The 23,588-nt window shown below is 33.2% G+C and carries 22 protein-coding genes; 19 read left to right on the forward strand and 3 right to left on the reverse strand.

The features are described from left to right. Nucleotides 1–157: 157 nt before the first annotated feature. The 6 genes from C7954_RS11710 to C7954_RS11735 all read left to right on the forward strand — a co-directional run bounded on the left by C7954_RS11710 (nucleotide 158) and on the right by C7954_RS11735 (nucleotide 7,851). Nucleotides 158–451, forward strand: coding sequence for a YkvA family protein (locus C7954_RS11710; RefSeq protein WP_073159907.1), 294 nt, complete (start codon nucleotides 158–160; stop codon nucleotides 449–451). A 108-nt stretch (nucleotides 452–559) separates the two neighbouring features. After that, nucleotides 560–1,135 (forward strand): TetR/AcrR family transcriptional regulator, encoded by a 576-nt coding sequence (locus C7954_RS11715; RefSeq protein ID WP_134060077.1) that lies wholly within the window; start codon nucleotides 560–562, stop codon nucleotides 1,133–1,135. Between the two features lie 4 nt (nucleotides 1,136–1,139). Beyond that, nucleotides 1,140–2,456 carry a TolC family protein gene (locus tag C7954_RS11720; protein WP_073159911.1) on the forward strand — a complete coding sequence of 439 codons (1,317 nt, stop codon included), beginning with the start codon at nucleotides 1,140–1,142 and terminating at the stop codon, nucleotides 2,454–2,456. Then, the gene (locus tag C7954_RS11725; RefSeq protein ID WP_073159913.1) at nucleotides 2,446–3,924 is read left to right on the forward strand and encodes an efflux RND transporter periplasmic adaptor subunit; all 1,479 of its coding nucleotides are present in this window, start codon (nucleotides 2,446–2,448) and stop codon (nucleotides 3,922–3,924) included. The genes C7954_RS11720 and C7954_RS11725 overlap by 11 nt, the downstream gene beginning before the upstream one ends. After that, nucleotides 3,924–7,001, forward strand: a complete 3,078-nt coding sequence (locus tag C7954_RS11730) for an efflux RND transporter permease subunit (protein WP_134060079.1) — start codon at nucleotides 3,924–3,926, stop codon at nucleotides 6,999–7,001. Before C7954_RS11725 ends, C7954_RS11730 begins: the two co-directional genes overlap by 1 nt. Nucleotides 7,002–7,131: 130 nt before the next feature. After that, entirely contained in the window at nucleotides 7,132–7,851 is a 720-nt protein-coding gene (locus C7954_RS11735; protein WP_073159917.1) for a glycosyltransferase family 2 protein, read from the forward strand. 116 nt (nucleotides 7,852–7,967) lie between these two features. Here C7954_RS11735 and dmpI read toward each other — a convergent pair whose 3' ends face one another. Next, nucleotides 7,968–8,153, reverse strand: coding sequence for a 4-oxalocrotonate tautomerase DmpI (gene dmpI / locus C7954_RS11740; protein ID WP_073159919.1), 186 nt, complete (start codon nucleotides 8,151–8,153; stop codon nucleotides 7,968–7,970). A gap of 213 nt (nucleotides 8,154–8,366) precedes the next feature. Between dmpI and C7954_RS11745 the strand changes: the two genes are divergently transcribed. The 5 genes from C7954_RS11745 to C7954_RS11765 all read left to right on the forward strand — a co-directional run bounded on the left by C7954_RS11745 (nucleotide 8,367) and on the right by C7954_RS11765 (nucleotide 12,326). Next, on the forward strand, nucleotides 8,367–10,220 hold the full coding sequence (locus C7954_RS11745) for a patatin-like phospholipase family protein (RefSeq protein WP_134060081.1): 1,854 nt from the start codon (nucleotides 8,367–8,369) through the stop codon (nucleotides 10,218–10,220). Nucleotides 10,221–10,259: 39 nt separating this feature from the next. Beyond that, nucleotides 10,260–10,715, forward strand: coding sequence for a hypothetical protein (locus tag C7954_RS11750; RefSeq protein WP_073159925.1), 456 nt, complete (start codon nucleotides 10,260–10,262; stop codon nucleotides 10,713–10,715). A gap of 83 nt (nucleotides 10,716–10,798) precedes the next feature. Further along, nucleotides 10,799–11,359, forward strand: a complete 561-nt coding sequence (locus tag C7954_RS11755; protein ID WP_073159927.1) for an outer membrane beta-barrel protein — start codon at nucleotides 10,799–10,801, stop codon at nucleotides 11,357–11,359. A gap of 201 nt (nucleotides 11,360–11,560) precedes the next feature. Continuing rightward, a complete protein-coding gene (locus C7954_RS11760) occupies nucleotides 11,561–12,049 on the forward strand; it encodes a ferritin-like domain-containing protein (protein WP_073159929.1) in 489 nt (162 codons plus the stop codon). Beyond that, nucleotides 12,036–12,326, forward strand: coding sequence for a GIY-YIG nuclease family protein (locus C7954_RS11765; protein ID WP_073159931.1), 291 nt, complete (start codon nucleotides 12,036–12,038; stop codon nucleotides 12,324–12,326). The genes C7954_RS11760 and C7954_RS11765 overlap by 14 nt, the downstream gene beginning before the upstream one ends. On the opposite strand, the gene murB is transcribed toward C7954_RS11765, so the two are convergent. Beyond that, a complete protein-coding gene (gene murB, locus C7954_RS11770) occupies nucleotides 12,323–13,249 on the reverse strand; it encodes a UDP-N-acetylmuramate dehydrogenase (RefSeq protein ID WP_073159933.1) in 927 nt (308 codons plus the stop codon). The two genes, C7954_RS11765 and murB, sit on opposite strands and share 4 nt — an antisense overlap. Nucleotides 13,250–13,415: 166 nt before the next feature. On the opposite strand from murB, the gene C7954_RS11775 reads away from it, so the two are divergent. Together C7954_RS11775 and C7954_RS11780 are read left to right on the forward strand one after the other, a co-directional pair. Then, complete coding sequence (locus C7954_RS11775) at nucleotides 13,416–14,330, forward strand: ParB/RepB/Spo0J family partition protein (protein ID WP_073159935.1); 915 nt, start codon at nucleotides 13,416–13,418, stop codon at nucleotides 14,328–14,330. An 89-nt stretch (nucleotides 14,331–14,419) separates the two neighbouring features. Beyond that, entirely contained in the window at nucleotides 14,420–14,749 is a 330-nt protein-coding gene (locus tag C7954_RS11780; RefSeq protein ID WP_089717237.1) for a hypothetical protein, read from the forward strand. A 43-nt stretch (nucleotides 14,750–14,792) separates the two neighbouring features. On the opposite strand, the gene C7954_RS11785 is transcribed toward C7954_RS11780, so the two are convergent. Further along, a complete protein-coding gene (locus C7954_RS11785) occupies nucleotides 14,793–15,683 on the reverse strand; it encodes a LysR family transcriptional regulator (RefSeq protein ID WP_134060083.1) in 891 nt (296 codons plus the stop codon). Nucleotides 15,684–15,970: 287 nt separating this feature from the next. On the opposite strand from C7954_RS11785, the gene C7954_RS11790 reads away from it, so the two are divergent. The 6 genes from C7954_RS11790 (at nucleotide 15,971) to C7954_RS11810 (ending at nucleotide 23,498) form a co-directional block, all read left to right on the forward strand. Continuing rightward, nucleotides 15,971–19,786: a phosphoribosylformylglycinamidine synthase gene (locus C7954_RS11790; protein ID WP_089717235.1), complete on the forward strand. Its 3,816-nt coding sequence runs from the start codon at nucleotides 15,971–15,973 to the stop codon at nucleotides 19,784–19,786. A gap of 82 nt (nucleotides 19,787–19,868) precedes the next feature. Next, the gene (locus tag C7954_RS11795; RefSeq protein ID WP_073159943.1) at nucleotides 19,869–20,168 is read left to right on the forward strand and encodes an SHOCT domain-containing protein; all 300 of its coding nucleotides are present in this window, start codon (nucleotides 19,869–19,871) and stop codon (nucleotides 20,166–20,168) included. Nucleotides 20,169–20,406: 238 nt separating this feature from the next. After that, a complete protein-coding gene (locus C7954_RS11800; RefSeq protein ID WP_073159945.1) occupies nucleotides 20,407–21,588 on the forward strand; it encodes a coenzyme F420-0:L-glutamate ligase in 1,182 nt (393 codons plus the stop codon). Nucleotides 21,589–21,627: 39 nt separating this feature from the next. Further along, nucleotides 21,628–22,482: a DegV family protein gene (locus C7954_RS11805; protein WP_073159947.1), complete on the forward strand. Its 855-nt coding sequence runs from the start codon at nucleotides 21,628–21,630 to the stop codon at nucleotides 22,480–22,482. Nucleotides 22,483–22,655: 173 nt separating this feature from the next. Next, on the forward strand, nucleotides 22,656–22,826 hold the full coding sequence (locus C7954_RS13730) for a peroxiredoxin (protein ID WP_159429273.1): 171 nt from the start codon (nucleotides 22,656–22,658) through the stop codon (nucleotides 22,824–22,826). 165 nt (nucleotides 22,827–22,991) lie between these two features. Next, nucleotides 22,992–23,498 (forward strand): class I SAM-dependent methyltransferase, encoded by a 507-nt coding sequence (locus C7954_RS11810; protein WP_134060085.1) that lies wholly within the window; start codon nucleotides 22,992–22,994, stop codon nucleotides 23,496–23,498. Nucleotides 23,499–23,588 lie beyond the last annotated feature (90 nt).

Consider the following 23,588-nt stretch of genomic DNA (forward strand, 5'->3'; position numbering starts at 1 on the left):
TATCTGCTACAAAAGAAAGATTTGTGAGATTAACTGTAAAAAGGCTAGGTTCTATGAATAAGGAATCCTCGTGGGCTTGCCCCGAGGAGCGTCAAGTAAAATAGTTTGTTTTAAAAAGCAGGTAAAAGGTATATAATTCAAAATGAGGTGAGCAATAATGTCTAGAAGTATAACAACAGTTGTGAGAATAATACAATTCATGAAAGATTCTGATGTCAAAATATCCAAAAAGGCATTATTTTTAGTTCCAATAGCTTATTTGATTTTTCCTTTTGATTTAGTAGGAGATTTTTTTCCTGTCTTAGGTCAGATAGATGATATAGCAGTTTTTATAGTAATGTGGCCGGTGCTAAGAAGTTTATTAAATAAATATAATAATGGAGATCCTGATTTAGAAAAAAACAAAAAAGATCCAGATGCCATTGATATTGATGATTATACAGTTGAGTAATTTTTTTGGATTGACTCGACCGAACGGTTGACAAATTCTAAAAAAAAATATATAATTACTACTGACCGGTTAGTCGAGTAAATTCATTTTAGACATAAGGAGGAATTTATGGCAGAGGATACTAGAGGCAAAATTTTAAAATCAGCTGTTCAGCTTTTTTCTAAAAATAATTATCATGCTGTTTCCATGTCAGAAATAGCTGAAGGAGCTGGCATAAGCAAGGGGACACTTTACTGGCATTTTGACAGTAAAGAAGATTTATTTAGAGAAATAACAATCAATGGAATGAATTATTTTAATAATCAATTTAAAAAAATTGTTCAAACAGACCAAAATAGTAATGAGAAAATTCATCACTTAATTAAATTTGTTTTAAATACTCTGGTTGAACATTTAAATATGATAGATGTATTTAGAAATAATGTTGAACTAATCAGTAATGAATTTAAAGATACAATTGAAGCTAAACACAAAGAAAATATAGATGTTGTAGCAGAAATTATTAAACAAGGAATTGATGAAGGTATCATTAAAAATGAAAATCCGGTTGATATTTCAACTATGCTTTTATCAGTTTTATTTATGCCTCAAACCAAAGAATTATTGGATCATGCTCAGGTAGAAAAGAAAATTAATTTTATTTATGATTTTATAATGAATGGAATTAGCAGGAAGGAGAATTAATTAGATGAAAATTAAAGTTAATAAAAAAAACACAGTTATAACTTTATTTTTGTTAATGATTTTATTTTTTTCCAGCTCTGCTGTTATAGCAGCTGAAAACTTAGAATTAGAAGAAGCCGTAAAATTATTAATTGAAGAAAATAGAACTTTAAAAAATGCCCGCCAGGATATAGATAATGCTGAAAAAGATGAGGAACTGGCAGTAAGGAGTTATTTTCCAACCCTAGATCTGCAGAGCTCTTATACTAAATTTGATGAAGGACAACAGCTTCCATTAGGGGGGTATGGTCCTGATGAAAATTATTCAACCTCAATTTCTCTAACTCAGCCAATTTGGATGGGTGGAAAAGTTAGTATGCAGAAAGAAATTGCAGCTTATGGTTTAGAAATTGCAAGAACTGAATATGAGAAAACAGTTGAAGATCAGATTTTTTCTCTAATTCAAGCCTATTATGGAGTTCTGCAAGCTGAAGGAATGGTTGAGATTAGACAAGAAGCTTTAGATATAGTAAATGAACATTTGCGAGTAGTAAAGAATAATTTAGAAGCTGGAATAGCCATTCGCAGAGATTTGCTGCAAAGTCAGATTGAACAAAGAAATGCTGAAGAAGAGCTGACAGCAGCCAGAAATAATCTTAAGATAGCTCGCCGCCGACTGGCCCAGTTATTAAATTATGAAGCTCAATATAGTGTTGAAAAACCGAAAACAGAATTTGATTTCAGTTTAGACCAGGATCAATTATTTAAAACTGCTGTAGAAAATGATCCTCAGCTAATGATCTTAGAATTAAATAAAGAAATTGTAAAGTTAAATCAAAAATTAGAAGGTCAGTACTATCGGCCAAATGTTTCTCTAAATGGTTCTTATGACTGGCAGGGAGAAGAATTTATGGATGAAAAAAGCTGGTCAATGACTTTGGGAGTAAATGTACCATTATATGATGGTGGCAAAGGTGGAATTAATGCTGATAAACAGGAAAATGAACTGCAGAAGTTAGCAAATAACCGTCAGGATCTACTGGAAAATTTAAATATTGAAGTTGAAGATTCTATTTTAACTGTTAAAGAAAATGCAGAAAAAATTGACTTAGAAATACTTTCTTTAGAAAATGCTGCAGAAAATTTAGAAATTGCAAATAAGAGTTATGAGGCTGGAGTTGCAAGCAATACTGATGTTATAGATGCTCAATCAACCTATAATCAAGCTAAAATTTCTTTACTGCAGTCAGAATATGAATATGATATCGAAAGATTTAGAACTTTATATAAAAGTGGACGACTAAAAGAATATTTTGGGGATGTGGTAAATAATGAGAAATAGAAAAATACTTGTTTTGATATTGCTGTTAGTCTTTATAAGCTCTACAGCCTTTGCGCAGAATAATACTCAGGTTGTAGAAACTGCAAAATCTATTAAAGAAGATATTAGTATAAATGAAATAATTACAGGTATCCTAACTCCAATTCAGGATGTAAATGTTCCAGCTCAGATCGGTGGAGTAGCAGAAAAGATTAATGTAGAAATTGGAGAAGAAGTTAAGAAAGATGAAGAACTTATAAAAATTGATGATGAGTCTCTTTTAATTCAGAAAAAACAGGCAGAGGCTTCTTTGGAGAAAGCTCGTGCAAATTATCAGGAATTAAAAAATGGAGTCACTAAGGAAGAAATGGACAGAGTTCGTTCCACTTATGAAAATGCAAAAGCAAGTTTAGAAAGTGCAGAAATAAATCTCAAATTAATGGAAGAATTATATAATGACAGAAGAGCTTTAGAACAGCAGCTTGTTAGTGCTGAACAGCAGCTTGAAAGCTCAAGACATAATTTAAATCAGGCTAAAATTAATTATGAGCAGGCAAAAAGAGATTATGATCGTTCAAAAAAATTATATAACGATGATGTTGTTTCTGAAAAAGAATTTGATAATGCAAAAAGTGCATTTGAGAATGCTGAAGTGTCTTTAAATCAGGCAAAATCAGCTTTTTCTTTAGCTGAAGAAAGTTATCAGCTTGCAAAGAAAACATTTAACAATCCAACAGAATTAAAACAGCAGCTTGAAAATGCGCGGAGACAGGTTAAAAATGCCCGCAGCAATTTAGAAGTGGCAAGGGCAAATTTAGCAGAGGCAGAGCGTGGTCCCAGGCAGGAAAGAGTAAGAGCCGGTCTGGCTTCAGTAAGACAGGCGGAGGCAAGTCTGGCCCAGATTGAAGATCAAATTTCTAAAACTCAAATAACAGCACCTGTTGCCGGCTTAATAAATAAAGTTAATATTGATCAGGGGGAAATAATAACTGCCGGTCAGACCGTTATTCATCTGGTTAATACTAAAGAACTTTATGCAGAAATTGATGTTACAGCTTCAACTGCCTCTGCAGTTAAAAAAGGTGAAGTTGTAGAAGTAAAAGCTGAGACAATGCAGCATTATATAGAAGGCGAAATTACCAACATATCACCCGCAGCTAACCCTTCCAGCCGTACCTATTTAGTTAAAGCAAAAATTCCTAATCCTGATCACAGGTTAAGAGCTGGAATGTTTGCAGATGTTAAAATTGCTAAAGGAAAATCTGGTTCAGCAGTAGTTGTGCCCATAGAGAGTATTGTTAATCTTAATAGTGATAATCCATATCTTTTTGTGGTAGAAGACGGGAAAGCTGTAAGAAAGGATTTAAAAATAGGAATTAAAACTGACAGCAGAGTTGAAGTTCTGGCAGGTTTAAATGCAGATGTGGATGTTATAATTCGAGGACAAAGCAATTTAGAAGCCGGTCAGGAAGTTGAGGTGAGAAATTAATGAAGTTATCCGATTTTTCGATAAAGAGGTCAGTTACAACTGCAATGATCATTTTAATGGTGCTGCTGATTGGATCAGTAGCACTTTCCAGATTAAGTCTTGACCTTTTCCCAGATATCACCTTTCCTGGTGCAGCAATAGTTACAACTTATGAAGGTGTGGGTTCAGAAGAAATAGAGAATTTAATTACAAAAGAAATAGAAAGCTCAGTGGCTACAGTTGAGGGAGTTAAAAGTATTACGTCAACTTCCTCCAGAGGGTCCTCAACAGTTGTTGTAGAATTTAACTGGGGTCGTGATATGGATTTTGCTGTTCAGGATTTGAGAGAACAGGTGGATTTAGTTAATAGTATGACTTTACCTGAAGATGCTGACAGTCCGATGATTTTTAAATTTGATCCTGCCATGATTCCGATTATGGTCTATGGTGTTTCAGCCCAAGGTTTAGAGATTGATGAATTAAAAGAAGAGGTTGAAGATGAATTAATTCCCAGACTGGAACGTATCTCGGGAGTTGCCCAGGTAAATATGCGGGGGGGACTGACGAGAGAAATAATTGTTGCTCTTAAACGAGATAAACTGAGTCATTACAATCTTGACTTTAATACTATTACCAATATCGTGAGAGCTGAAAATATTAATGTTTCCGCAGGTGATGTACTGCGGGGCGATAAAGAATTTTTAGTTCGAACAGTTGGTAAATTTTCTAATTTAGATGAAATTAGAAACATTAATATTCCGGTGGGGAATGGACAGATTAAATTATCCGATGTAGCAGAAGTTAGGGATGGTTTTGCTGATCTAAAAACTTTATCCAGAACTAATGGAAAGCGCAGTTTATCACTCGCAATCCAGAAACAAACAGATGCAAATACCGTTGAAGTAGCGGGTGCTGTTAGAGCAGAAATAGATCAAATACAAAATGATTATCCTAATTACAGTTTTTCAATTGCGATGGATCAGTCTGAGTTTATAGAAAAATCCATTGCCAGTGTAAGTCAAAATGCTATTCTTGGTGGCCTTTTAGCTGTAATTATACTCTTCTTGTTCTTAAGAAATATTCGCAGTACAATAATTATTGCAACAGCAATGCCGATCTCAATTATTGGTACTTTTATTTTAATGTACTTCGCAGACGTTAATTTAAATGTTATTTCACTTGGTGGACTGGCCCTGGGGGTCGGTATGCTGGTGGATAATGCAGTAGTTGTTCTGGAAAATATATATCGTTATCGAAGTATGGGTGAAGGTAAAATTGAAGCTGCCCGCGAAGGAGCCTCTGAGGTTGGAATGGCTATTGCTGCTTCTACAGTTACTACTGTAGTTGTTTTCTTACCTATAGTTTTTGTGGAAGGAATGGCAGGTCAGTTATTTAAGGATCTGGCACTCACAGTAGCCTTTTCTTTAATTGCTTCTTTAATAGTTGCTCTAACCCTGATTCCTATGCTGGCTTCCAAAATTCTGAAAGTTACGCAGAAAGAATTAGATAGAACTGAAAAAGAAGGTAGAATAAAAAGAATTTATCGGAAAGCACTAAGTAGGGTTCTTAAACACCGCTGGGTAGTTATTATCTTATTAGTAATTATGCTGATCGGTAGTTTGGCACTAATTCCACAAATAGGATTTGAATTTATGCCCAGTACAGATCGGGGATCATTTTCAGTTAGCTATGAACTCCCGGTGGGGACTGCATTATCACGTTCTAACGAAGTTTCCACAGAAATTGAATCTGTACTGATGAATATAGAAGAAGTTAAAACAATAATTTCTACAGTTGGATCTGGTAGTCAGAGGATGTCTACTTCTACCAGCAGTCATCTGGGAATTATAAATGTGGATCTGGTTGATCTGGCTGAAAGAGATCGGTCAACAGCAGAAGTAATGGAAGAAATTCGACAAAGTATTAATCTACCTGATGTAGACCTCTCTGTTGAAGAACAACAGGGTTTTAGTGGAGGTGGTGCTCCGGTCAATGTAAAACTGTTTGGGGACGATTTAGATGTATTGGAGCAAGAAACTGCCAAAGCTACTGCAGCCATAGAAGATATTGAGGGCTTAAGAGAAATTGACAATAGTCTTTCAGAAGGACAGCCCGAATATCAGATAAAGGTTAACCGCTCTATTGCAAGCCGCTTTGGTTTAAATGTAAGTCAAATAGCAAATACAGTCAGGACAGCTATTAATGGGAATACTTCAACAAGATATGAAGTTGCCGGTGATGAATATGATATTAGAGTTCGTCTGCAGGAAGATCAAATAGAACAGATGTCTCAGGTGCCAGAACTTAATATTCAAATTGCATCTGGTGAGATGATACCATTAAGTAGGGTAGCAAGTCTGGAAATTACTGAAGGGCCAGTAGAAATTTTACGCAAAGATCAGGAGCGTCATTCTGAAATAACTGCTGACATTCACGGCGTAGATCTTGGTACAGTAATGGATCAGATTCAATCTCGTTTATCTGAACTAGAATTACCGGATGGTTATAGATTCAGTTATGAAGGTGAGTTTGCTGATATGCAGGAGTCCTTTAGCAGTCTCGGCATGGCTTTCGGGCTGGCTGTAATTCTAATTTATATGGTTATGGCTTCCCAATTTGAATCATTAGTCCATCCATTTACAATTATGTTCACTATTCCACTGGCAGTGATTGGCGTTATTTTTGGTATGTATATAACTAATTCTATCGTTTCTGTTGCTTCAATATTGGGCTTAATAACTCTGGCGGGAATAGTTGTAAATAATGCGATAGTTATGGTTGATTACATTAATCAGCTGCGCCGCAGAGGTACAGAAAGAATTGAGGCTATTATAACAGCCGGGACGGTTAGACTGCGTCCAATTATGATGACAGCACTGACAACTATCTTAGGTTTGCTGCCAATAGCTATGGGAATTGGAGAAGGATCAGAATCAACTCAGCCAATGGGAATAGTAATTGTTAGCGGCTTAACCTTTGCTACTTTTTTAACTCTTTTTGTAATTCCGATTTTTTATTCTTTAGTGACGGATTTGCGAACAATTGTAGTTGCAAAAGTAAAAGGGATTACAAAAGAAGAGGCATCTAAACTAATTTAATTAATAAAAATCCGGGGAGTTTTGTAGACTTCCCGGATTAAAAAAATTGACAAACTAAGGGTTTTCTTTTTAGCTATTTTTTTCACCAATAGAAACGGATAAGAACTATATTTTAAAAGGTTGTGAGGACATGAAAAAGAATAAGTATGATTTTTCAATTGTAGTACCAGTTTATAATGAACTTAAAAATTTATCTCCTTTAACGGAGAGCATTATTGAAGAATTAGGAAGTGAAAATTTAGATTATCAGATCATTTATGTTGATGATGGCAGTCAGGATGGAAGCAGCAAAAAAATAGATGAGCTTGCATCAGAAATAGAAATACTTTCGGCAGTACATTTTAAGGAGAATAATGGTCAGACTGCGGCTTTTTTAGCAGGGTTTAGAGAAGCTGAAGGTGAATATATAATTACTTTAGATGCAGATCTTCAGGTTAGACCGGAGGATATATTTAAAATGCTTCCCTATCTTAAAGAATATGATATGGTAGTCGGGAAAAGAGTTAATCGTAATGATGGAATTGTTAAAAAGATATCTTCATTAATTGCTAATGGGGTTAGGAATTTTATTACTGGTGAAGAAATTACTGATACAGGTTGTCCTCTAAAGATATTCAAAAATGAAATACATAAAGAGTTTTATCCTTTTAAGGGAATGCACAGGTTTTATCCTACCCTGGCGCGAATGAATAAATACAGGGTTAAGGAAGTTGCAGTTAATCATTATCCTCGCAAATATGGGGAATCAAAATATGGAGTAAATAATAGGATGTGGCGTGGTTTGCTGGATACTCTTGTTATGAGATGGATGAAGAAGAGAATTATAAACTATACAATAAAGAGGGATTAATTTATGATTAGAAATTTTATAAATTTAAACTCCCGGGAAATAAATAATTAGCTTTTAAATAAGATTTCCAGGGAGCTCTTTAGTGAATAATTATTTTCTAATTTTAGGAATAATATTTACTTTTTTTCAGATAAAAGTTCTCCACCAACACCAATATTTTCTAGATCGTTTTCTTTTATCATTACAACAAATGCTTCTTTAGGAATATTTGTGACCTTACTGGCAGTATCGGTGAAATTTTTAATAAGTTCTTTTTTCTGCTCTTTGCTGAGTTCAGGTCCGTCAAAAACAATATGTGGCATAAATGATTCCTCCTTTTAGATTATTGATTTGCGACTTTAGACGAAAATCTTCTCTACACTAATATTATATTTTATTTTAGTTTAAAAGTAAAATCTGAATCTGAGATATTATCTGTTTAAAAAGCTAGAAATAACAGGTATTATATAGTATAATGCAGATAATGAAGGATAATTCAAATTATCCTTACTTAGTTTTTCATCGAGGGTGAGATAATGAAAAAAATATTTTTGTTTATTTGGATAGTAATAATTGTTTTTTCTACATCTGTTTATGCAGAGCAGGCAAATGAGCTTGAGGTGACAGAAATTGAATTGGGAGGAGAAAGTTATTTAGTAGAAAATTATGATGATTTTACTGCTAATTATAATAATTTGAGGCGCCCTGTTGTTGGTTTGGCTCTTTCAGGTGGAGGGGCCAGAGCAATGGTTAACTTTGGTGTAATCAAAGCTTTAGAGGAAGCAGGAATACCTTTTGATTTTATGACAGGGACCAGCATGGGAGCAATAGTCAGTGTGATGTATGGAAGTGGTTTAAATACTGAGCAGATGCTTGATGTAGTTACAACTACTTCATTTGGTCGGCTTGTTGAACCAGGTATCGGTGGTAGTGGTTCTTTAATTGATACTAAAAAGCTAAATCTTTTTTTAGAAGAGATTGCACCTAATAAAAGGTTAGAAAATTTTCAGACTCCCGCAGCCCTTTTGAGTTTTGAACTTGGGGAAGGAAAAAAATATATTACCACTAGTGGTAGAATATCAGAAGTTATCCAGAGTTCTTATTCAATTCCAATTTATTTTCCAATTGAAACTCGTAATGACAGATATTTTATGGATGCAGGAATTTTGGAAGCAACTCCCGCTAAGGCTGCCGCAGTTTTGGGAGCAGATTTTGTAATTGCTACTACTTCTTTTCCAAAGGAAAATCACGAAACATTTAATAGTGCTTCAGCTTCTATTAATAGATTTTTAAATATCATACAGGATAATTATTCTCAACAGATAATAAAAAATTATGCTGATTTTGTTATTGATATTGATGTAGATGATTACACCTTTATGGATTTTAATCAGGCTCCTAAATTAGTAAAACATGGTTATCAAAGCACAAAAAAAATAATACCTTCTTTAAAACAAGAATTAGAAAAAAGAGAAATTGAATTTTATAAATATGAAGAAAAAGAAAAAGTAAATATTCAGGATATTTTAAATGATCTTGAAAATAATCGCTTTATTGTCGATGGTAGTGATAGATCACTATTTTTGAATTATGGACATGATCAATCTTATTTTGATCAGGAACTGATAGTTCCTTTTGAAGATAATTTTCAGACAGGAATAGAATTAAAAAAAGATAATTTATCTTTTGATATAAAGGGTGATGATTTTTTTAATGAAGGATATGAAGCTCGCCTTGAGTTGAAAAAACTGACCAAAAGGACCGATCTTTTCTTAGCTTATGCAAATGATTATCAGTCTGAGACCAAAGATGACTATCGTTTTGAAATTAAATATTTTGCTGATTATTTTCAGAGTTCTCTGGGCTATGGACAGCAAAGAAATGAAGAATATTATTTACTGAGCAGCAGCTTTGGTAAAACAGGTAATTTATTTGATTTTGAGACAGAAAATGATTTTATCTATAATATCGATAGGTCAGAGGCAAAAGTGTTATCATCTAATATTATCCATTTAGATCTTGGCTCCAAATGGAGTTTAGAAAGCAGTATAGTTTATAATAATACTAATTTATTAGATTCTCCAATAATTTATAGAGGGCAGTCTTTATCTGAGACAACAGAATTTCAGGCTGCTTTAGATTTCAACTATAATCACCAATTTATTGATCCGATTTACCTTGGAGGATTTTTCCAGACTACAGATATAGGTGCTTATTTGTTTGCTGATTATTACGAAAATGAAGAAAACAGTGGAGAAACTGCTGGCATAGGTTTGAACTCACAACTATTTTTGCTGGGTTTAAGACCGATAGCTTTAGATTTATATTTTGCTTATGATTTTGAGGAAGAAGATGATAGGGTGGGCTTAGAGTTAGGTTATGAGTTTTAATTAAATTGAAGATTAAATAATGTTAGGAGCGATGAGAAAATGAAAAACTTTTATAAATTTATTGTGATGGTATTGGTGCTTACAGTTATAGTTTTGCCAGTTGTGTCTACTGTGACAAAAGCTGATTCTAATATATTAGGATCAATTTTAAAGACTGTTGGAATAGGAGTTGTTGTGGATCAATTTGCTGAACCGATAAATAATTTTATTAATACTTTAACTTTAAATAATGGAGTAGAAGTTAAAGAAGAAACAAAAGTAGTACCAATTGTAACTGTTGGTTCTAACTCTTATGCTGGTGCAGTCCAGGTTTCTGGACCAAAGGAAAAGGTGGAGAAAGTAAAGGCAGTTGCTCAGCTTGAAGGCGATTTTAAAGGCGGAGATTTTAGAATTAGAGCTTTAATTCCTGTAAATACAACTAATCCAGTTAATATTAAGAATATTGATCGAATTGAAGGTGTCGGCATAACAGCGCTGGTTGATATTAATATTTAATGTGATAAAATAAGTATATGGGAAAATAAATAGTTTTTGAGGCAGGTACAATTTTAATATAAAAAATATTGGAGGTAATTAAGATGAAAAAAATAGCATTAGTTTTATTTTTAGCATTGTTTTTAGTTGTTGGTGTTTCTTCAGCTTCTATGGCACAGGTTCCAGGTTACTGGGATATTAAAGGTGCAATTGATTTTGGTGGAGAAGCAGATATCGATGGTTATGGTGATACAGATGTAGAGTCTGGATTTACACTTGTTGGAGAATATAAAGTTCCTTATACTTCTGAGTGGACCTTTGGTGGTGGAGTTCAGTATCAATTAGATCGTGATTTAGATGATAATGGTTTAAACGACTCTCTAAACTTTGTTCCTTTCTATGCTCTAGCTCACTATAATATGCAGAACAGTCCCTATTATTTCTTAGGTCACTTAGGTTATAACAGCTTTGATATGGATAATACCTCTGATACTTCTGGTGGTATGTATTATGCTGTTGGTGCAGGTATGGATTTATCAAATAATATGTCTGCAGAGCTAATGTATTCAGTTAATAATGGTGAAGCAGATGGTTTTCGTGGATCTGGCAATAACGTAGATGTTGAATATTCCAAGTTAACTGTTTCCTTAGGTTATCAGTTTTAATTTAGATTATAGTTTAGAATAATCTGAATTAGTTCTGCCTCAAATAACAGAAACAGCCTGGCTTTTGAGCTGGGCTTTTTTTATTTAAATAATCCAAAATATATGATACAATTTAGATAAATTAATGATTGAAAAGAAGTTTATTATAACATTAATATTGCAAAAACATTATCAAATAATTACAATTTGGAGGGGTTTACAGTGAAAGAAAGATTTAATGCATTAGAAGTAATGGAAATGGCTAAGGATATTGAAAAAAGAGGAAAAAAGTTTTATTTAAAACATGCTGAGGCAGCAGAAAATAGAGATTTGAGAGAACTCTTTAAAAGATTAGCTCAGGATGAACAGGATCATTATGAAAAATTTGTAGCTTTAACAGAGGAACTGCGTGAGGGAGACGATAACGCAGATTACCTTTATGAAGAGGATGTAAGTGCCTATTTTAATTATTTAATTGAGTATTCTGTTTTTCCTAAGGATGACAGTGACGAATCAGTTGAAGCTTTAAATGATGTAGAAAAAGCTTTAAAACTGGCTATTCAGGCTGAAAAAGATTCTATTTTATTTTATCGTGAAATGTGTGATTACAATGAAGGAAAAACTATTGAAGCTGTTAAGCAGCTAATTGAAGAAGAAAAAGAGCACTTAAGGGCACTCGGCAAATATATTCAGGAATATGGAAAAAAATAAAGAAGAAGTAGAAGTTATTAAAGATAATAAGTCTAATAATTTACATTATATTTATGTGGTTGAATGCAGTGACGGCAGCTTTTATACAGGCTATACTACTGATGTAGAGCGGAGACTGGAAGAACATAATGCTGGTCAGGGAGCTAAATATACGCGGGGACGTCTGCCGGTTAAGCTTCGGCATCAGGAATCCTTTAAGAACCGCAGTCTGGCCCAGAAAAGAGAATATGAAATCAAGCAGCTCCCCCGCAGTAAAAAGGAGGAACTGCTCGATTAAAATTCACCTAAAAAACGGGGTTCGACTTCAAGTTGGACTCCGCTAATTTTATAGACCTCTTCTTTTATTTTGTTAATTAGATTAATTATATCTTCAGCAGTTGCACTGCCTTTATTGACTATAAAACCTGCGTGTTTGGTAGAAACCTGAGCTCCACCTATTTGATACCCTTTAAGGCCTGCTTCTTCGATTAGAGGCCCTGTATAATGTCCAGGTGGTCTTTTAAATATGCTCCCTGCACTTGGTAATTCCATTGGCTGTTTACTCCAGCGTTTTTGATGTAATTCATCCATTTTCGCTTTGATAATTTTTTGCTTAGCTTTTTGGAGTTTGAGTGTTACACTAACCGCAACCCAATCAGGGTTTTCTTTTTGTAAAATACTTGTTCTATAATCTAAATTCAACTCAGACTTATTTAAATCAATCAGTTTTCCAGTTTGATTAACAAATTTAGCTTTAATTATTACATCTTTCATTTCTCCTCCATAGGCACCAGCATTCATATAAAGGGCACCTCCTAGAGAACCAGGGATACCAGCGGCAAATTCAAAACCGCTTAGAGAATTTTCATAAGCTAAATCAGCAATTTCTTTTAATTCAAGCCCAGATTGAGCAGTGATTATATTATTATTAATCTGATAATTATTTAAAGCTGCTGTATAAATAATAATACCTTGATAACCCTTATCAGAAATGATTAAATTGCTGCCTCTGCCTAAAATAAAATAAGGCAGATCTGATTTTATAAGTAAAGGCATTAGTTCTTGTAACGCTTCAATTTTTTGTGGTACTAAGAATAAGTCGGCAGGACCACCAACCTTAAAACTTGAAAATTCTGCTAAATTTTTATCTTTTTCTACTCTCAGGTAGTTTATTTTTTCCAATTTATTTGTTAAACTAATTATATTAAGATGCTTTTTCATTCTAGATGCTCCTTATAGATTTAGTTTGGGATTATAAGTTCTACTTTCAGCTAAATTTATATTCAATCTATTAATATGATATGTTAAAATTAAATAAAAATCAATTTTAGTTTTTAGTTAGAATAAATTTAAATTTTAAATCTGCAGTGAGAAATTGGGGGATAAAATGAAATATAAAGAAATAGCATTAAATGATATAAAAAGTCGTTCGGAACAGGTGCGTCATGATTTTTCTGAAGAAAGAATAGATAGTCTAGCAAAGTCCATTGCTGAAGTAGGTCAACTACAGCCAATTGTAGTCCAGAAAAAAGAAGATCATTATTTGCTAATAGCTGGAGAAAGAAGGCTAAGAGCTGTAAAAAAGGATAAAAAAGATAAAATTGCAGCTGTAATATTTGACGAGAATATTTCTCCAGAAAAGTTTCGACAAATACAGTTAATAGAAAATTTACAGAGGCAGGATTTGAATCCCTTAGAGAGGGCCATTTCTATAAATAAATTTATTGAAGACAATAATTTAAGTAAAAAAGATGCTGCAGAAAAACTAGGAGTTGCCCGAACTACACTAACTCTCTGGTTAAACATTCTTGAAATGAAGGAAAAATATCAACAGGAAGTTTTAAAAGAAGACTCTCCTATTACCTTATCTCATTTAAGTTTGGCCCATGCTTTATCTTCTAAAACAGGTGACCCTAATAAGGCTAATCAACTTTTAGATGCAGTAATTAAGTATAATTTAAGCAGAAAAGAAAGTCAGGCTGTGATAGATTTATTTTATAAATATCTTCATATTCCAATGGAAGAAGCAGTTTCGGCTGTATTATTGAGAAGGGAAAGGTTAAAGATGAAAGATTACTGGGATGATGGGAGTAAGGATCATAATAGAAATCCAGTCCGCAAATTGTTTCGTTCATTTTCTAATATCAATGATAATCTGGAAGAATTTATGGAAGCAGAAGGAAATATACCTGAAGAAGATAGAGGGGATCTCTTAGATGAATTTTTATATTTATACCAAATTATGGGGATTTTAATCCCTGATTTAAAAGATACGGATCTAAGATTATTAATGCAGGATTGAGTATAAATACTGCTCAAAAGAAGGAAATGTTTTAGTCAGCAAGAATATAGTAAATAAGCTATTAATTAAATTTTAGGGAGGAATTAAAGATGACAGTAAGAGAATTTGCAGAAAAATACAAACTGGAAATAGTCGCTGGAAACAACCTGGATGTTGAAATTAATGGTGTTTATTTTGGGGATGAACCTCATGATGTAATGAAAATGGCAGAAGAGGGTAATATCTGGCTGACTATTTTAGATGGTCTGGTGACTGTTGGTGTGGCTCTGTTAGCTGATATTTCAGCTGTTATTTTAGTAGAAGGTAAGGATTTTGAACAAATAGCGGTTAAAAAGGCCTGCAGAAAAAATGTTAATTTGCTTAAATACAGGGGTTCAAAATTTGAATTAGCTGGAAAGTTTTACGAAGACCTTAAATAATTACTTTTCAGTTAGAATAGCTCAAATTTTCAAATTATTTTTATTAATAAAGCACATCAGTAATTATTTGTATAAATTTATCTGCTGATTTTGAAATTGGAATATTTTTCATTTTTATCACTGCCAGTTTTCTTGCTGGCAGTTTTTCTTTTGTTTTAACTTTAAATAAACCTTTTTCTTTGAGGTCAAGACAGTATTCAGGTACCAGTGCAATACCGAGACCAATTTTTGTCATTTCGATTAATAAGTCAACACTTCCGAGTTCGACTGCAGCCTCAATTTCAATATCCAGTTTAGTTAAAGCATTCTCCAGAAATTTTCGGGTTGTAGTTTTTGCTTCCAGCATTAAGAGAGGATAGTTTTTTATTTCCCTCAGTTTAATTTCTTTTTCTCTCAATTCTTTAAATTCACTGCCTGCTATAAAAAGATCATTAAAACTGAAAATTTCCTGACATTCCATCTGCTCAGTGATTTTTGAATTGGGAAGATTGCTGATAATTAGATCAACTTTGCTCTGCTGCAGGAGGTCAATACAGGTGCTGGAGGTCCTATTTGTAATCTGAATTTGTATTTCTGGGTAAAGCTGGTGAAATTTATTCAAATAGGGAAGCAAATAATCCTTAGAGATTGTATCATTAGCACCAATATGGATTTCTCCTCTTTCTAAAGAATTGATTTCTCTGATGCTTTTTTCTCCACTTTCAATTAAATTAAATGCCGGCTCAATATGTTCAAATAATATTTTTCCTGCTTCAGTCAACCTTACATTGCGGGTGCTGCGGATGAAAAGTTCAGTCTTGAGCTCTTTTTCTAAACTTTTAATATTTTGACTAACGGCAGATTGAGATATATATAAATTTTCAGCAGCTTCAGAAAAACTTAAGTTAACTGCAACTTGATAAAAAACTTTATATAATTCATAATTTAAAGCCATTAATTAATCCTCCTTATTAATGATATTAGTATTATTAATTTTACTACTTAAGTGTATCATTCTATAATTAAATTACAAGGGATTTTTGTTCTTATAAAAGTTAATTCTAATAAGAATATTGATATCATTCCGATAAAAAATTAAAGAATAACTAAGTTTCATATTTTGATTTAATTAGAAAAAACTTTTGTAATTTATTATGAATAATTAAGAATAGGGAGCCGAGTTTATAATTTATTTGAGGTAGTTTTAGAAGTTATAAAAATTTTCAAAAAGGGGCGCTTAAAATGGCAGATCAGATCAGAAGGGTTTTTGTTGAGAAAAAGGAAGGTTTTGATGTTCAGGCAGAAGAGCTGCTGCATGATTTTAGAGAGAGTTTGGAGTTAGAGCATTTAGAATCTTTAAGACTGCTCAATCGTTATGATATTAAAGATATTTCTGAGAAAGCTTATCACGAAGCTTGTGAAACAATTTTGGCAGAGCTTCCGATAGATTTAATTTATCAAGAAAAAATTGAGACTGAAGCAGATGAAGAAATTTTTGCAGTTGAATATCTGCCCGGACAATATGATCAGCGGGCTGACTCCGCAGAACAGTGTATTCAAATTTTGAATACTGACGAGAAACCGACTGTTCGGGTGGCCCAGATATTTATTTTAAAAGGAAATTTAGATAAAAAAGAAGTAGAACAAATAAAAGATTATTATATTAATCCTGTTGATTCGAGAGAGGCAGCACTAGAAAAACCAGAAACACTGGAAATGAATTATAAAGTTCCTGAAAAAATAGAGACTATAGCTGGATTTATTGAAGCAGATGAAGACGGCTTAAAAAATGTACTGTCCGAACTTGGTCTGGCAATGAGTATGGCAGATTTAAAGCATACCCAGATCTATTTTAGAGATGAAGAAAAAAGAGATCCAACAATCACTGAGATTAGAGTGCTGGATACTTATTGGTCTGATCACTGCCGACATACAACTTTTTTAACCAAAATTGAAAAAGTAGAAATAGAAGCAAGTAAATTTACTGAAGGAATAAAACAAGCTTATCAGGAGTATTTAAATGGGCGTCAAAAAATTTATCAGGGCGAAGAAAAAGATATCTGCTTGATGGATATTGCTCTGCTGGGAATGAAAGAATTAAGAGCAGCAGGTAAATTAGATGATTTAGAGATTTCAAATGAAGTTAATGCTGCCAGTATTGAAGTCACTGTTGATGTGGACGGTAAAGATGAAGACTGGCTGGTGATGTTTAAAAATGAAACTCATAACCATCCAACTGAGATTGAGCCCTTTGGTGGTGCGGCCACCTGTCTTGGTGGAGCAATTAGAGATCCATTATCTGGTCGTTCCTATGTTTATCAGGCAATGCGGTTAACTGGAGCTGGTGATCCCAGAACTCCAATTGAAGAAACTCTAGCAGGTAAATTACCTCAGAAAAAAATTGTCCAGAAAGCTTCTGATGGTTACAGTTCTTATGGAAATCAGATTGGTCTGGCAACTGGACTGGTCAATGAAATCTATAATGAGCGCTACCTGGCTAAACACATGGAAATAGGAGCTGTAATTGCAGCTGCCCCCAAAGAAAATGTGGTCAGAGGCGAAGCTCTACCAGGTGATATTATAGTACTGCTGGGCGGTAAAACAGGACGTGATGGCTGTGGAGGAGCAACCGGTTCTTCCAAGGTGCACACGGAAGATTCAATTGAAGAGAGTAGTGCTGAAGTGCAGAAGGGTAATCCACCAACTGAGAGAAAGATTCAGCGTTTATTTAGAAATTCAGAAGTCAGCAAAAAGATTAAAGTCTGTAATGATTTTGGAGCCGGTGGGGTTTCCGTTGCTATTGGTGAATTGGCAGCTGCACTGGAGATAAATCTGGATGCTGTACCTAAAAAATATGAGGGTTTAGATGGAACCGAGCTTGCAATTTCAGAGTCACAGGAAAGAATGGCAGTTGTCATTGAAGCAGCTGATGTAGATGAATTTATTCAGCTGGCTGCAGAAGAGAATTTGGAGGCAGCTGTTGTAGCAGAAGTTAAAGATCACCACCGCTTAATTATGAATTGGAATGGTGCTGATATTGTAAATTTAAGTCGAGCTTTTCTGGATACAAATGGAGCATCTCAGAAGACTGAAGTTAAAGTTAGCAGACCTAAAGCAGAGCAAAATTATTTTAAAAATGCTGTATTTGAGCGCCTAACGGGAGCTGATACACTTAAAGAAAAGTGGCTTAATAATTTAGCTGATATAAATGTTGCCAGTCAGAAAGGACTAATTGAAAAATTTGACAGCTCAATCGGAGCTGGAAGTGTAACAATGCCATTTGGTGGCAGGTATCAGCTGACCCCAACTCAGGCAATGACAGCAAAAATACCTTTAATCCAAGGAGAAACAAATACAGGAACAATTATGAGCTGTGGTTATGATTCTAAGCTGAGCACCTGGAGTCCTTTTCACGGAGCACTTTATGCAGTGATTGAATCTACTGCTAAAATTGCTGCAGTTGGTGGAGACTATTCTAAAATAAGATTTACTTTTCAAGAATATTTTGAGCGTTTGCGACAGAATCCAGAGCGCTGGGGTAAACCCTTTAGTGCTCTGCTGGGAGCCTATAGAGCTCAAAAAGATTTCGGGCTGCCTGCTATTGGCGGCAAGGACAGTATGTCCGGAAGCTTCAAAGAGATAGATGTTCCGCCAACTTTAGTTTCCTTTGCTGTAGATACGGTTAATGTTAATAATATAATTTCACCTGAGTTTAAAGAAGCTGGCAGCAAGCTGATTTATCTGCCTGTGGAGCGAGATGAAGCAGAGCTGCCAAATATAGAAAAACTTAAAGAAAATTATTCTCAGGTCGAAAAATTGATTTCAAAAGGTAAAATTAAAGCTGCCTCAGCAATTACTGTTGGTGGATTGGCAGAAGCTATTTCAAAAATGAGTTTTGGTAATAAGATTGGTGCAGAAATCACTGCTGATTTAAGTGAGGATCTATTGTTTTCACCAGAATATGGTGCCTTGATTTTAGAGGTTCAAGAAAATTATGAACCAGAAAAATTATTTAAAGGTTTAGATTATAAATATCTTGGACAAACTACTGCAGAAGAAATAATAAAAGTTAAAAATGTTGAAATAACTATAGAAGAAGCTATCAAAAGCTGGTCAGAGCCTCTAGAAAAAATATATAAAACAGAAGCAGCAGAAGATGAGATTGCTGCAGTAGTTGAGCCAGAACTGGAAGCAGAGTTATTAGATTTTGAACCCTATCAGAGTGAGCAAAGTCTTAACTCAAAAATTAAGACAGCTAAGCCTAAGGTTTTAATACCTGTTTTTCCAGGCACAAATTGCGAATATGATACAGCCCGTCAGTTTAGAGAAGCTGGAGCTGAGGTTGAGACTTTTATCTTTAAAAATTTAGAACCAAAACAGATTGAAAACTCAATTGAAAAAATGGCTGCTTTAATTGAGGAGTCACAGATTGTAATGCTGCCAGGAGGTTTTAGTGCTGGTGATGAGCCAGATGGATCAGGGAAATTTATTGCAGCGGTATTTAGAAATCCTGAAATCAAAGAAGCAGTAATGAAACTTTTAAATAAGAGGGATGGCTTAATGCTTGGAATCTGTAATGGTTTTCAGGCTTTAGTAAAACTTGGCCTCTTACCTTATGGAGAAATAAGAGATCTGACGGAAAATTCACCAACTTTAACTTATAATACAATTGGACGCCATGTTTCTCAGATGGTAAATACTAAAATAACTTCTAATAAATCACCATGGCTTGCTAATGTAGAAGTTGGAGAAATACATTCAATTCCGGTTTCACATGGGGAAGGTCGTTTTGTTGCGGAGCCAGAAATGATAAAAAAAATGCAGGAGAATGGGCAGATTGTAACTCAGTATGTAAATTTAGCAGGAAAACCAACTATGGAAATACCTTATAATCCAAATGGATCTATTGCAGCAGTCGAAGGAATCTGCAGTCCAGATGGAAGAGTCTTTGGTAAAATGGGTCATTCTGAAAGAATCGGGAAAAATGTTGCTAAAAATATTATTGGAGAAAAAGATCAAAAATTGTTTAAAGCAGGAGTTAATTATTTTAAAAAATAAAAAATTCATATTTTCTTCACATTTATTCTATATGATATAATTAAAGTTAAATACTCAAGATTAAATAAGGAGCAGTGATACCATGTTTAGATTTGGTCCTATGGGAAGATTTGGTCATCATATGGGATTCAATAGTTTTTATGGAGGTGGAGGTTTTATGATGTTTTTTTGGATTATTTTAATTGCAGCAGTAATTTATTTTATTGTACAGAAAAATAATGAAAATAATAATTATAATCAAAGTAATAGAAGAGAGAACTATCATAATCAACAATTAAGCAGTTATAAAGATAGTGCAGAAGAAACTGCAAGACAGCGTTATGCAAAAGGAGAAATCTCTAAAGAAGAATTTGAAGAGATTATTAGAAATTTAAGAAAATAAAATAACATAATTTCAAAGATGGTTTCAGTTCTTGAAATAGAATTGAAACCATCTTTTTCAGTTTTAAACTAATATTTTTACTAATTTAAAGGCTGTTATTGTACATTAATAGCTAAAAATAGTATAATAAATTTATAATAAATTAAAATAAGACAAAAGCATAAACTTGCTTAATTGATGATATTTTTGCTATAATGAGTTTTGTTGTAAAAAATTTAAAATTTTTGAGGTGAAATTAATGAGAACGGTTGGTACAGAAGTGAGAGGTCTTAGAGCACCAATAGTCAAAGAAGGGGATCAGCTGGTGGATATAGTTGTTGATTCTTTAAAACAATCTATTAAAGAGGAAGGTTTTGGACTCAGAGATAAAGATGTTTTAGGAATTACAGAATCTTTAGTAGCTAGAGCTCAGGGTAATTATATTAATATTAAAGATATTGCAGCTGAAATTAACAATACTTTTAGTGGAGACTCAATAGGTATTGTATTTCCAATTTTAAGTAGAAACCGTTTTTCTATGATTTTAAAAGGGCTGGCAGCCAGCGGTAAAAAATTATATCTGCAGTTAAGCTATCCAAATGATGAAGTTGGAAATCCACTTTTAGATGCAAGAAAAATTTATGATTTAAAAATTGATCCTTACCAATATGTGATTGAAGAAGAGGAGTATTATCAAAAATTTGCGGATTTTAAGCATCCCTTTACTGGTGTTAATTATGTTGATTTATATAAAAACATTGCTGCCGATACAGACATAGAAATTATAGCAGCCAATCAGCCTGAAACAATTTTAAATTATACAGATCAAATAATTGCTGCTGATATTCACACTAGAGAAAGAACAAAAGAAATTTTAAGGGAGAATGGTGCCGATAAGGTTATTAGTCTTGATCAATTATGCAGCCAGGATCAGGGTAAGGGTTATAATCCTGATTATGGACTTTTAGGATCCAATAAGGCGTCTGAAAATAAGTTAAAACTTTTTCCTAAAGATGGACAGCAATTTGTGGAATCAGTTCAAGAAAAGATAAAGGAATTTAGCGGCAAAGAAGTAGAAGTGATGATTTATGGTGATGGAGCTTTCAAAGATCCAGCAGCAAAAATTTGGGAGCTTGCAGATCCCGTTGTTTCACCTGCCTATACCAAAGGGTTAGAAGGAACTCCCAATGAAGTGAAATTAAAATATTTAGCTGATAATGAGCTCAAAGATTTAAAAGGTGAAGAATTATTGGCTGCAATGAAAAATGAAATCAAAGAAAAAGAAGCAGATTTAACTGCTAATATTAAAGCACAGGGTACAACTCCCAGAAGATTAACTGATTTACTGGGAAGTTTATGTGATTTAGTTAGTGGAAGTGGAGATAAAGGAACTCCTATAATTTTAATTCAGGGATATTTTGATAATTTAGCAGATGATTAATTTTTTAATATATTAATTATTAGAAAAGGAGAAAAAATTATGGAAGAAAAAATTGCAATAGTAACTGACAGTACTTCTGATTTAACGAAAGAAGAGTTGGAGAAATATGATATAACATCAATTCCCTTAAAAGTAATATATAGTGATCAGCAGTTTCATGATCGAGTAGATATTACGCCGGCAGAAGTTTATAAAAGTTTTGAGAAAGAAATACCAACAACCTCAATGCCCTCACCACAGGAAATAATGGATGTGTATACTGAATTGAAAAAAGATGGTTATACTCATATCATATCTATTCATATTTCTAGTGGATTATCTGCAACTTATAGTAATTGCATGATGGTTTCTGATCAAATTGAAGGAATAGAAGTTGAAGTGATTGATTCAAAGATGCTCTCAAAAGGTTTAGGAAGACTTGTGCTTTATGCAAATGATTTAGTTGAGAATAGTGAATTGAGTTTTGTAGAAATTATTGAGAAAGTTGAAGCTAAAAAAGATAGGATTGAAGTCTTTTTTGTGGTTGAAACTCTTAAATATCTTAAAAAAGGGGGCAGAATTGGTAAAGTATCAGGAACTATTGCTGAATTTTTAAATATTAAGCCAATAATTGCTATCGATGATGAAGGAGAATATTTTACTTTTGATAAGGTTAGAGGACGAAAAAGATCTCTTAAAAAGATGTACTCTATAATTAAAGATAAACTGCAGAATGGTAAAGAATATATTGTTGATATTATGAATGCAGCCGCAGAAGAAGAGGCTCAAGGCCTTTTAGAGAAGTTTGAAAAGATTTCTCAGATCAAAGAAACTTATTTTAGTGAAATTAGTCCTGTTATGGTTGTTCATACTGGCCCGGGATTAATTGGGGCTGTTTTAACAGAGATGGATTAAATTTAACTAAATGATCAATGAATAGTTTCAGAATAAAATGGTTTAAAAATTAACTATACCTTAAAGAGCAGTCTTAACTGGCTGTTCTTTTTTGTTTTTATACTTGACAAAAAAACTTATCTTTACTATAATTGAAATTAGTAATCAATATCAAAAATTGAGGAGTGAGCAAAATGGATAAAAAAAATAAAGAACAATTCAATTGGGCCGACAGTCAGGTATTTGATTATAGGGTAATTAAGCATCCCGAAAAGAATAAGTCTCATCTTGAAGAAAGAAAAGAACTAATTAGGCAGGGAGAAGTAGAATGTTCTGAATGGTGGTTATGTTGGAGAAAACAGTAGTGAATTTTAATAAAAAGTATAGATTTAAAATTAAATTATTTTAAAACCTCTTTTGGTCTGCAGCTGAAAGAGGTTTTTTTGGTTTAAAGCAGGATTTTTATGATTAATGGTTAATTCAAATAATAATAAGTTTTTTAATAGAGTTCATTTTAGGAGTTGATAAATATGGAATTTTATTCAGATTTCAGTAAAAATTATGATAAAATTTTCCCTCTTAATGATAAAAAGCTGGAACTAATTGATAATACATTTAAAAATTTAAAAGAAAAAAGAGAAGACATAAAACTGTTGGATGTTGGCTGTGGAACTGGTAATTATAGTATTGCCTTAGCGAAAAAAGGATATCAGCTTAAGGCATTTGATATTGATGCTGAAATGATTTCTTTAGCAGAGTCAAAAATGAAAGAAAGTAGGGTGAATATAGATTTTTATAGGTTGGGAATGATGCATATTAAAGAAAAATTTAATAGCTCAAGTTTTGATGGTATTTATATCATTGGGAATGTACTGGTCCATCTTTCTCAAACAAAAATAAATAAATTTTTAAAGTTAGCAGCTGATATTTTAAATGATAATGGAAAAATATTTATTCAAATAGTAAATTATCACCGAATTCTAGAAATGGATTTAAATGGGTTGCCGACAATTTATAGTCAGGATAATTTAGCCTGAATTATTCATAGCAACCACGAAATATAATTTTCCTCTGGTTTAACTCTAAAATTATCTAATTTAAGAACTAAATAATAACTTTTTGAGTTG

This window comes from Halanaerobium congolense (assembly GCF_004366375.1).
In the GTDB taxonomy this organism is placed as follows: domain Bacteria; phylum Bacillota; class Halanaerobiia; order Halanaerobiales; family Halanaerobiaceae; genus Halanaerobium; species Halanaerobium congolense.